At 45.6% G+C, this 12,217-nt stretch carries 6 protein-coding genes; 2 read left to right on the top strand and 4 right to left on the bottom strand.

What is annotated here, in order from left to right:
• Nucleotides 1–95: 95 nt before the first annotated feature.
• The 3 genes from mfd to OKC24_RS02615 all read right to left on the bottom strand — a co-directional run bounded on the left by mfd (nucleotide 96) and on the right by OKC24_RS02615 (nucleotide 5,661).
• Nucleotides 96–3,554: a transcription-repair coupling factor gene (gene mfd, locus OKC24_RS02625; RefSeq protein ID WP_130144777.1), complete on the bottom strand. Its 3,459-nt coding sequence runs from the start codon at nucleotides 3,552–3,554 to the stop codon at nucleotides 96–98.
• 124 nt (nucleotides 3,555–3,678) lie between these two features.
• The gene (locus tag OKC24_RS02620) at nucleotides 3,679–4,038 is read right to left on the bottom strand and encodes a hypothetical protein (RefSeq protein ID WP_130144775.1); all 360 of its coding nucleotides are present in this window, start codon (nucleotides 4,036–4,038) and stop codon (nucleotides 3,679–3,681) included.
• A gap of 180 nt (nucleotides 4,039–4,218) precedes the next feature.
• On the bottom strand, nucleotides 4,219–5,661 hold the full coding sequence (locus OKC24_RS02615; RefSeq protein ID WP_130144855.1) for an aspartate ammonia-lyase: 1,443 nt from the start codon (nucleotides 5,659–5,661) through the stop codon (nucleotides 4,219–4,221).
• Nucleotides 5,662–6,123: 462 nt separating this feature from the next.
• Between OKC24_RS02615 and putP the strand changes: the two genes are divergently transcribed.
• Entirely contained in the window at nucleotides 6,124–7,638 is a 1,515-nt protein-coding gene (gene putP, locus OKC24_RS02610; protein ID WP_130144764.1) for a sodium/proline symporter PutP, read from the top strand.
• Between the two features lie 66 nt (nucleotides 7,639–7,704).
• Here the strand turns inward: putP and OKC24_RS02605 are convergent, their stop codons facing one another.
• Nucleotides 7,705–8,196 carry an Lrp/AsnC ligand binding domain-containing protein gene (locus tag OKC24_RS02605; protein ID WP_018572631.1) on the bottom strand — a complete coding sequence of 164 codons (492 nt, stop codon included), beginning with the start codon at nucleotides 8,194–8,196 and terminating at the stop codon, nucleotides 7,705–7,707.
• A gap of 125 nt (nucleotides 8,197–8,321) precedes the next feature.
• Here OKC24_RS02605 and putA point away from each other — a divergent pair, with 125 nt between their 5' ends.
• Nucleotides 8,322–12,068 carry a trifunctional transcriptional regulator/proline dehydrogenase/L-glutamate gamma-semialdehyde dehydrogenase gene (putA, locus tag OKC24_RS02600; RefSeq protein WP_265464717.1) on the top strand — a complete coding sequence of 1,249 codons (3,747 nt, stop codon included), beginning with the start codon at nucleotides 8,322–8,324 and terminating at the stop codon, nucleotides 12,066–12,068.
• Nucleotides 12,069–12,217: the final 149 nt, after the last annotated feature.

Here is a 12,217-nt window from a genome sequence, read left to right as displayed (position 1 = left end):
AAATTTATGAAAAAAATCAAAGATTTCTTAAAAAGAATAAAATACGTGCAGAAATGCTGCTGCACATACCGCCATTCAGTAAAAAAACTTTACATTCAATGCAATTCTTTCATTAAATTATCCAGCAGATCATTCAAAAACTGTATGCGCTTTTCATAATCTTCCAGCATCACCATGACTTTTAAGCGCTGCCCGCCTTCCATTCTAAAAAAGGTCGGATGTTTCTGCATCATTTGAATAATGCTTATAGCCTGCACAGGAGTATCCGGTGAGAATTCTAAGTGCCCGCCATGACTGCTGATATCAATTTTAGTAATGCCCAGCTGTTCTGCTTTGAGGCGGATTTGATGCACAGCGAACAGCTGCTTGACCGGCTGCGGCGGCACACCAAAACGGTCGATCAGCTCCATCCGGATATTATCCAATTTGTCTGTGCTGTCTGTATTGCTGATACGTTTATAGAACAGCAGGCGCTGATGCACATCACCCAAATATTCATCTGGAATTAAAGCGGGCATATGCAAAGTAATTTCTGCAGTCAATGACAATGGCGCATCGAAATTTGGGGCTTTGCCCTTTTGAATGGCCTTTGTGGCTTTTTCAAGCATCTCCATATACAGGCTGTATCCGATGGCCTGCATCGAGCCGCTTTGCTGTTCACCCAGCAGCTCACCTGCGCCGCGGATTTCCAAATCTTCTGTCGCCAGCATGAAGCCCGCACCTAGGTTTGATGCACGGCTGATCGCGTCAAGGCGTTTCTCCGCATCGCCTTTTAAGCCTTTGATCGACGGTACAAGCAAGTAGGCATAGGCTTGATGATGAGACCGGCCAACCCGTCCGCGCAATTGATGCAGCTGCGCCAAACCCAGTTTATCCGCCCGTTCAATCAATATGGTATTGGCATTTGGTACATCAATGCCTGTCTCAATGATGGTTGAACACACCAGCACATTGTATTCTTTGTGGTAAAACTGCTGCATGACCTGCTCCAGCTCACGCTCGCGCATCTGGCCATGCGCTACGGCTACACGTGCTTCCGGCACTAAGTCTCGAATATTCTCGGCTGTGCGCTCAATGGTATCCACTTCATTGTGCAGGAAATACACCTGACCGCCGCGGAGCAATTCACGAAGAATCGCCTCTTTAATAGATTCAGCTGTATGTTCCTGCACAAAAGTTTTTACGGCTAAACGGCGGGCGGGCGGCGTCGCAATAATCGATAAATCCCGCATACCGCTGAAAGCCATATTCAGCGTTCTCGGAATTGGTGTTGCGGTCAAAGTCAGCATATCCACATCTGCGCGCAGGGCTTTGATCCGCTCTTTGTCACGCACGCCAAAGCGGTGCTCTTCATCAACAATCATCAGTCCCAGATTTTTGAACTGCACATTTTCCTGCAGGATCTTATGTGTGCCAATCACAATATCCACTTTGCCTTCAGCTAAATCTTCAATCGTTTTAGTATGTGACTTTGATGTGCCAAAACGCGATAACACCTCGATCCGTACCGGCCAATCGGCAAAACGGTCTTTAAATGATTCGTAATGCTGCTGCGCCAATAACGTTGTTGGCACCAGAACGGCAACCTGCTTGTTATTTTGCACTGCAACAAAGGCCGCCCGCATCGCCACTTCAGTTTTGCCGAAACCGACATCACCGCATACTAAACGGTCCATCGGTTTGGCTAACTGCATGTCATGCAGCGTGGCTTCAATCGCATTGGCCTGATCCAATGTTTCTTCATATGCAAAACCGCTGGAAAACTGCATATATAGGCTCTGATCCAGCTCAAACCCAAAGCCCGGTTTAGACTGGCGGCGCGCCTGAATATGCAAAAGCTCTGCAGCCACATCATGGATCTGCTCTAAGGCCTTACGTTTTGCTTTATTCCAGGCATCTGTACCCAGCTTATGCAAAGGCGCTAAATCAGGATCACCGCCGCTGTAACGGCTGATCAGATGCAAGTTGGTTACAGGCACATAAACCTTGGCAGCATCTGCATAATCCAGCTGTAAAAACTCATGATCCTGATCATCAATACTTAAGGTGACTAACCCTGCATAACGGCCTACACCATAATCGATATGCACTACCGGAGCACCTAGACTCAGCTCGGTTAAACTGCGGATTAAAAACTCTTCGGAAACATCCTGCTGACGTTTGCGGCGGCGCTGCACTACACGGTGTTCATACAGCTGATTTTCTGAAATGACGGTAATCTTGCCGGGCAGCAATAAACCGCGCTCTAAAGGCGCATTGGTAATGGCAACGGCATGCAGTGATTCGATAAAATCATTAAAATTTGAGACGTACGGAATATCACCTAAAGACGGACGCAAAGCATCTTTCAATGTTTCACGCCGGCCGGCGCTTTCTGCAACCAGCAGCACTGGGTGGCCGCTGCGGTCTATATAATTTTTAACTTCGGCAAATGGCTTTTCCCGCTTTGGATCCACAGGCAGCCTAGGCGGCAATTCCGACTCAATATTCAGCACACCCAGTTTTTCTTCAAAGCATTCACTTGATGCAATCACCCGGCCAAAAAGATTCAACTGCTCCAGCACTTGACTCGGCTGCATAAACAGATGTTCTGGCGCTAAAATAGGATGATCAACATTATGCCGGCGCTCTTCATGACGGCGTACTGCTTCTTTCCAAAACTGGGTCAAGCCATCATCAACGTCTTTATCTGTAATGACAATGCCATTCTTTGGCAAGTACGCCATCAGCGTACTTTGGCTTTGCATTGCTTCAGCACTGAAAAATAAAGGCAGATAAAACTCCAGCCCAGGAGATGCGATGCCTTCTAAAACATCCTGATAGATTGGATTTTTCTTTGGATTGGCTGCTGGAAACATATCCGCATAGCGGTCGCGAAATACAGCTCTGCCTTCCTTTAATGGAAATTCTTTAGCTGGGAGCACAGTAAAATTTTGCAGTGTTTCTGAAGTGCGCTGCGTTTCAGGATCAAAAAATTTCAGGGTTTCAATTTCATCATCAAACAAGTCTATGCGTATAGGCGCAGATTGACCTGAAGCATAAATATCCATGATGCTGCCGCGTACCGCAAATTCTCCATGATCATACACCGTATCAACCAGATGGTAGCCCGCTTGAATCAGTTTGAGTTTTTGCTGTTCTAAATCAAATTTCTGTCCAACTTTAATATCAAAATGCTCACCGAGCACCCATGAAACCGGCGCAATGCGCTGCGCTAAAGTAGACGCAGAAATCAGCAACACGCCTAATTTCGGCATATTTGATAAAATTGCCAAACGTTCCGACACAATATCCTGATGCGGTGACAGGCGGTCATAAGGCAAAATTTCCCAATCAGGAAAAATTGTGGGCTTTATTCCATAAAATTCCAGCTCACTTTCCAACTGGCCTAGATGCTGGCTGTTGCGGGCGACAATGACAAACAGCTGCTTATTCTGCACTGCAATTTCTTTAAACAGCAGACCAGCCGCCGAGCCCTGCAAATTGCCAATCCAGCGCTTTTCACCAGCCTTGAGCTGGCTAAGTTTCAGTTGTGATATTTCTTGTTGGAACATGTATATAGCTTTAAAGTCTAAACAACATGTGTATTATTTTAGCACGATGTATTTATTCCTTACCTGCTTTTTGCCTGCCAGCTTAAAGTTTCATTTTCTTTGCTGGCAAGACGGCAGATATAGCCTATGTACGGTCGCGCAGAAACCCTCTGTAATAGTCATTTAATATTTTTATACAGCGCTTTAATTCCAGCAGATTTTCTTCAGTATTGCCTAAATGCGCTGTAAAACGCCGATGAGCAATTTCCAAATCAATTTTCTCATTGATAATTATGGCTGCGCTATATAAAGCTTTCAAATCGTCAAAACTTGAAATACGGCGATTAGATAAATGCTCTAAACGTTTGCCATGCTCTTGATTCAGCATAATGCCTTTGATGATATACCCCGCACCTTCTTCAAATGAAATCTGATGCTCTTCCTTATACAGCTGCTCAGCTGTTGGCTTATTGCTTTTAAATATGGAGGAAATTTTATCGAACATGGCTATTTTATAGATTAAGCAGTAAAACACTATTCTAGAACGAATCAGCGGCTTCAGATTCAACTGTTTTCTGCATTCATATAAAAAGCAGCCAATTCGGCTGCTTTTTATATGGCGTTTTATTCAAAACTGACTGCACCCGTACTTTTAAAACGCATCACATGCAATCATCGATTTTCATTAAGATACCTGAGCCAATGCGGACTGCCCAAACTTTACTTCCGACACTAAATTTTCAAAAGCAAAAATATGATCCAACTGCTGCTGTGTCAGCAAGCCCTGCTCTAAAACCACCTGCTGAATGGTTTTATTTTCGGCAATACACTGCTTGCCAATTTCATCGCACTTGGCATGCCCTAAAATTGGATCCAGCAGTGTAACAATGCCGACGCTGCGCATGACGGCATCATAACAAGCCTGTTCATTCGCCTGAATGCCTTGAATGCATTTTACATCTAAAGTCTGAATGGCTTGACACAGCAAGTTAATCGATTCATTAATTGATACAGCAATTACTGGTTCCATCACATTCAGCTGCAATTGGCCAGCTTCTGCAGCCAATGTCACCGTCAAATCATTGCCAATCACTTTAAACGCAATCTGATTGACTACTTCTGGAATCACAGGGTTGACCTTGGCTGGCATAATCGAAGAACCCGCCTGCAGTTCAGGCAAGTGGATTTCAGCCAAACCCGTACGCGGACCAGAACTCAAAAGGCGCAAATCATTGCTGATTTTAGATAATTTGACAGCAAGGCGCTTCAATGTGCTGGATAAAATAATAAATACGCCGCAATCACTGGTGGCTTCAACATAGTCTTCCGCGCCAATCAGCGCCAAACCCGTAATTTCTTTTAATGACTGAACCGCCTGCTCCGCATAGCCTGCTGGCGTATTCACCCCTGTGCCTATCGCTGTCGCACCTAGGTTGATTTCTAACAGCAGCTGGCGGGTTGAATCAATCAGCTTTAAGTCTTCTTTTAATAAAGTCGCAAAAGCGCGGAATTCTTGCCCTAATGTCATCGGCACAGCATCCTGCAGCTGCGTACGGCCCATTTTTATCACAAACTCGAATTCAGCGGATTTTGCGTAAATGCTGTCAATAATTGTGCGCAAGACAGCCAGCAATTGATCCAAGCTGTAATACACCGCTAAACGCAAAGCGGTTGGATAAACGTCATTGGTAGATTGTGATTTATTGACATGATCATTCGGGTGAATATGTGAATAGCTGCCTTTATGCAAACCCAGCTGTTCCAATGCAATATTGGCAATGACTTCATTGCAGTTCATATTAATCGATGTCCCTGCGCCGCCCTGATACACATCCAGCGGAAAAGCATGGCTCCACTGTTCAGGTTCTGCAATTAAGCAGTCACAGGCTTGCTGTATTGCCGTACTGATTTCTGCTGAGATTTTATCAAACTGCAAATTGGTTTTTGCCGATGCTTTTTTCACCTGCGCCAAAGCGCGGATAAAAGGCAGGTTCTCACCCACCTTATTCGAAGAAATTTGGAAATTTTCCAATGCCCGCAAAGTATGAATGCCGTAATAGCTTTCTACTGGGACTTCTTTTGCTCCCAGCAAATCACGCTCTATTCTTGTTTTTTCCAATTGAACCATCGACACGTTACATACTCTCTATAAATGCACCATAGTTGTGCAAAATTATCGTATCTTGTCTTATAGCCGACTCCACAACATTTTTATTTTATTATGCAATAAATTATTAACAGCAAAGCCTTTACGTAAATACTGTAACAATTCGTAAATTAACTTACTCTACTTCCTTTAGAGTCTGGCGTGATTTCTAACGATCTTGAAATTGCCGTTTACATCATCTGCTTTTCAACACAGCTCGGCCGGCTGGATAATATTCAGACATACAGCCAAATTTTGAAAATCAATGAATTTCTTTTCTTTGTAACCAAATTTACAAACAGTTTCACAAAACCATAATAAATAGCACTCAATTGTAACAGAGCGTAATTTTTAAATTATGATTGAATCTGCACCTCGGTCATATCGAACAATAATTCATCTTTGGAAAGATGGTCATTTGAACAGACAATGGATGGCATAGTTATGAGCCAACTCAATCCAACGCTAATCACGTTTATTTTCTATATCGTGGCAATGCTTGGCATCGGGCTTTACGCCTACAAGGCAACGACAAATTTTGACGACTATATTTTAGGCGGGCGCAGCTTAGGCAGCGTCGTTACCGCACTCTCTGCTGGCGCATCTGACATGAGCGGCTGGCTGCTGATGGGTTTGCCTGGCGCAATTTATTTATCCGGCTTATCAGAAGCATGGATTGCAATTGGTTTAATTATCGGTGCTTGGCTCAACTGGCTGCTGGTCGCTGGACGTCTGCGCGTTCATACCGAAGTACAGCATAATGCATTAACATTGCCAGATTATTTCACTAGCCGTTTTGGTGATACTAAAAAAATTCTGCGTATTATTTCAGCATTTGTGATTCTTATCTTTTTTGCCATTTATTGCGCTTCCGGCATGGTTGCAGGCGCGCGCCTGTTTGAAAGCTTGTTTGGCTGGAATTACACTTCTGCACTTTGGATTGGCGCAATCGCCACGATCAGCTATGTCTGTATTGGCGGGTTTCTTGCCATCAGCTGGACAGACACTTTCCAAGCAGGCTTAATGATTTTTGCTCTGCTGCTGGCGCCGATCATGACCTATATGGCAATTGGCGATCATGCGCAGCAAGTTACGGCTGTGGTCGAATCAGTGCGCCCATTAGCAAATAATATGATTTCCGATTTGGGCGTGGTTGCAATTTTATCATCCATGGCATGGGGCTTGGGCTATTTTGGCCAGCCGCATATTCTCGTGCGCTTTATGGCCGCGGATTCCGTAAAATCCATTCCATCTGCGCGCCGCATTGGCATGACGTGGATGATTCTTTGCTTAGGCGGCGCAGTTGCCGTTGGCTACTTAGGCATCGCCTACTTCAACATTCACCCAGAGCATGCCGCTGCAGTGACTGCGAACCCTGAAACAGTGTTCATGGAATTGACTAAAATCCTGTTTAACCCATGGGTTTCAGGCGTCGTATTAGCCGCCATTTTAGCGGCAGTCATGAGTACGCTCAGCTGCCAGCTTTTGGTCTGTTCAAGCACATTGACTGAAGATTTATACAAAGCTTTCATCCGTAAAAATGCGTCTCAAAAAGAATTAGTTTGGATTGGCCGTTTGATGGTGCTTGCCATTGCGGTGCTTGCCATTATTCTTGCCCTCAACCCTGAAAGCAAAGTTCTTGGACTGGTTGCTTATGCATGGGCTGGGTTTGGCGCAGCATTTGGCCCATTGATTCTCCTGTCTTTGTTCTGGAAGCGCATGACATTGAATGGTGCGATTGCAGGCATGATCGTAGGCGCTGCGACGGTAATTTTGTGGAAAAACATGATGGCTGATACAGGCATTTATGAAATCATCCCTGGCTTTATTTTATCCCTGATCAGCATTGTTATTTTCAGCTTAATCAGCAAAGCGCCATCGAAAGAGGTCACTGACCGTTTTGACCAGGCCAATGCTCTGTATGAAAAAGAAATGCTTGAGCTTAAATCTAAGCAATAAGATTTAATTTAAGCATTTAATATAAAAGGGGCGCTCAGCCCCTTTTATATTGCCTGTACAGAACTGTTATTTTTTCAGCGGCTGCTTGATCTCAATCTGGGAAGACTCCTTAATCACTTCCATAACAGGGTAACTGCGAGTTTCCTTCACCCCCGGCAGCTGCCACAGTACCTGACCTGATATCTTTCTGAATTCTTCCATGCTGGCGCAGCGGATTTTCACCACAAAATCAAATCCTCCGCTGATCATGTGGCATTCCACAATTTCAGGATATTGAATAACGGCATCGGTAAATTCTTCCAGAACATTGGGCGTGGTTTTATCCAAAAGAATTTCAACAAAAACGACAAAACTTTTATTCAGCATGTCCGGATTGAGCTTTGCTTCATAGCCTAAAATAAACCCATCTTTAGTCAGTTTCTGCACTCTCGCCAAGGCTGCTGTCGGTGACAGATTCACCATTTCCGCCAGTTTAATATTCGAAAGCCGTCCATCTTTTTGCAGGATATCCAATATCCTGATATCTGTACGGTCCAACGTCATGATTGGGCTCGCCATTTGAATTTTTCCCTAAAAATTAAGCAAAATATAGTGAGTTGTACGCCATATTTTCTGTGATCATAAATTAAATAAACCCGAATACTCAATTTAAATTTTCACTGTCACAGGATGTTGGCGTAAAAATGATGGAAGCAAGATCTCAATTCAGCGAAGCCCAAACGCAGCCCGGTTATATCACCCCTTTTGATGTAAAAACCGAATATGAAATGGAAATTAACCGCGAATGGCGCCGTGATGAAAGTGAAACTGTCGAAAATTTGCTGGAAAACAGTAAAATCGATCCTGAAATTTCAGACCGTATTTACAAGCTGGCATTTGACTTAGCGCACAGCTTGCGTGAGCGCAAAGGTGATTCAGGCAAAGCCGGTATCGTACAAGGACTGCTGCAAGAGTTTTCTTTATCCTCTCAAGAAGGCATTGCACTGATGTGCTTGGCTGAAGCGCTGCTCCGCATTCCGGATACCGCCACCCGTGACTTATTAATTAAAGACAAAATCAACCAAGGCAACTGGAAAGACCATTTAGGTCAAAGCAGCCTGATGTTTGTCAACGCGGCGGCCTGGGGCTTAATGCTGACCGGTAAATTAATGGAAACGCCAAAATCCAACAGTCTGTCTGGCTTGCTGACCGGCCTATTGGCGCGCAGCGGCCGCGGCATTATCCGCAAAGCTGTTGACGCGGCAATGCGCATGATGGGCGAACAGTTTGTGACTGGGGAAACCATCAGCGAAGCTTTAAAAAATGCTGAAACTTTAGAAGATAAAGGCTTCCGCTATTCCTACGACATGCTGGGCGAAGCGGCTTTAACCGACCCTGATGCAGAACGCTATTATGATGATTACACCAATGCCATTCATGCGATTGGCCAATCCTCTGCCAATAAAGATGTCTATGACGGCCCTGGCATTTCTATCAAGCTTTCTGCGCTGCACCCGCGCTATCAGCGCGCTCAGATTGAACGCGTGCAAGATGAGCTGTATAAAAAAGTACTGAAACTTGCAATATTGGCTAAGCAGTACAATATTGGCTTAAACATTGATGCTGAAGAATCTGAACGTTTAGAAATTTCATTGCAGCTTTTAGAGCGCCTATGCTTTGAACCGCAGCTGGAGGATTGGAAAGGCATTGGCTTTGTGATTCAAGCGTATCAAAAACGCTGTTTCTATGTTGTCGATTACGTTATTGATTTGGCAAAACGCAGTCATAAGCGTTTGATGATTCGTCTTGTTAAAGGCGCATACTGGGACAGTGAAATTAAGAAAGCGCAGATTGACGGCATGGCGGATTACCCGGTCTTTACCCGCAAAGTGCATACAGACCTGTCTTATATTGCCTGCGCCAAAAAGCTGCTGGATGCGCCTGAATTGATTTACCCGCAGTTTGCAACGCATAACGCGCAGACACTGGCAACAATCTATCATTTGGCAGATCCAGCAAAATACTATGCCGGCCAATACGAATTCCAATGCCTCCATGGCATGGGTGAGCCGCTGTATCAGCAAGTTGTTGGGGATAAGAAAGACCAAAAATTAGGCGTGCCTTGCCGTATCTACGCACCTGTGGGCAACCATGAAACTTTATTGGCCTATCTAGTGCGCCGCTTGCTGGAAAACGGCGCAAATACTTCCTTTGTAAACCGTATTGCAGATAAAACTTTACAGATTGATGACTTAATCGAAAACCCGCGCGTTACCATCGAAGATGCCGCACAAGCTGAAGGCAAAGCAGGCTTGAAGCATCCAGCGATTCCATATCCTGCCAATTTATACGGCGATATGCGCAAAAATTCTGCCGGTTTTGATTTAGCCAATGATCATGACCTTTCGGCGCTAGACGCTACTGCCCAAGCGCTGCATCAGCAGCAATGGCAAGCCGCGCCTATGGGCGGCAATTTGCAGGCAGCTGCAGACGCAACATCTATTGTTGTGCTGAATCCAGCTGATCATTTAGATGTTGTCGGGCATGTGACTGAAGCAACTTTGGATCAAGTGGATTCAGCTTTAGCCAATGCAGAAGAAGCGCAGCAGGCGTGGAAAAGTTTAGCGAAGAATGACCGCGCAGCCTGCCTGCAGCGCGCCGCTGACAGCATGGAAAATAATCTGCAGCAGCTGATGGTTCTGCTTTGCCGTGAAAGCGGTAAAACTTATGCCAATGCCATTGCCGAAGTCCGCGAAGCTGTAGATTTCCTGCGCTACTATGCGGCGCAAATCATTGACTTGAATGATGCCGCACAAATTGAACCTTTAGGAACGGTACTGTGCATTAGCCCATGGAACTTTCCGCTGGCCATTTTCTCAGGCCAAATTGCGGCTGCATTAGCCTCTGGCAACACAGTCATTGCCAAACCTGCTGAGCAAACCCCGCTGATCGCAGCGCAAGCTGTGCAAATGCTTTGGGATGCAGGCGTCCCTCCATCCGTATTACAGCTATTGCCTGGCCGCGGCGAAACTGTTGGCGCCAAACTGAGTGCGGATGAACGTGTGCAAGGCATCATGTTTACCGGATCCACTGAAGTTGCCAGAATTTTGCAAAAGACCGCAGCGCAGCGCCTAAGCCGCTCAGGACAGTCTATTCCGCTGATTGCGGAAACTGGCGGGCAAAATGCCATGATCGTGGATTCGTCGGCATTAACAGAACAGGTTATTTTAGACGTAGTCAATTCAGCCTATGACAGTGCAGGCCAGCGCTGCTCTGCCCTGCGCATTCTTTGCGTGCAGGAAGACAATGCGCAAAGCGTGATTGCCATGCTCAAAGGCGCAATGCAGCAGCTGAATGTCGGCAAACCGTATTTATTAAATACGGATATTGGCCCAGTCATTGACCTTGAAGCCCAAGGCATTATTGATACACACATTGATAAAATGCGCGCCAAAGGCCATCTGGTTCATCAATTCATGCGAAATAGCGATCAATCTGCCTTAACCTCAGGCACTTTTGTTGTGCCAACCCTGATTGAGTTGCCAAACTTGAATGATCTGGAACGTGAAGTCTTTGGCCCAGTCCTGCATGTCATTACTTACAAATACGGTGAACTTAATCAGCTGATTGATCAAATCAATGCCAAAGGTTATGGACTGACCATGGGCCTGCATACCCGTATTGATGAAACTATTCAAACCGTCATCAGCAAAGCGGAAGTCGGCAACTTATACATTAACCGCAATATTGTCGGCGCAGTGGTAGGTGTACAGCCATTTGGCGGCGAAGGCCTGTCAGGCACCGGCCCTAAAGCGGGCGGCCCGATCTATGCTTACCGCTTAATGCAGCATTGCAGCCATAAAAAACTGACTCAGCCTTTTGCTGCAGGCAAAGCTGAAGCTCTGCCGAATCATCAAGCGCTGTATGAACAATTCAAGCAATGGGCAGAACACATGTTTCCGCAACATTCACTACAGCTGCCAGAAGACTTCTGCGCAGGCCAAAGTTTTGAATTGCAAGGCCCAACTGGTGAAAGCAACCAGTATGCCGTATTGCCGCGCAGCCGCGTACTGCTGCTTGCAGAGCAAGAGCTGGATTATATCCATCAGCTGCTTGCAATTTTAAAAGTCGGTTCACAGCCTGCGGTCTTGGCAGAAAACACCTTCGTCCTTAAATATTTGCAGCAGATGCCTAAAGGCGTTGCCGCCCGCATCGCCGTGCTGGCCAAGATTGAAACAGGCAAGTTTGATGCCGTGCTGCTGCATGGCACAAAAGCTCAGCTGCTTCAGCTGCAAAAACAAATTGCTGCACGTGATGGCGCGATTATCGGCATTACCCGCTTAGAACCGGGTCAGTATGATATTCCGCTGGAACGTTTTGTCATCGAACGCGCGGTCAGCATCAATACTGCGGCTGCTGGCGGCAATGCCAGCCTGATGACCATGAGCTAACCAGTCCTCTACCCTCAGAGGAAGCAAACCCGTATCCGTACGGGTTTGCTTTTTATGCCAGCTGAAAATGATAAAAAAAAGCTATTTTGAAAGAATAATTTGACCTTTGAAGTTCAATCTTTGCTACCATCCCTGCTTTGAACATATTT

Source organism: Acinetobacter entericus, assembly GCF_026168575.1.
Classification (GTDB): domain Bacteria; phylum Pseudomonadota; class Gammaproteobacteria; order Pseudomonadales; family Moraxellaceae; genus Acinetobacter; species Acinetobacter bouvetii.
The sequence above is the reverse complement of the archived record's forward strand: the minus strand, read 5'-3'. Positions and strand labels throughout refer to the sequence as shown.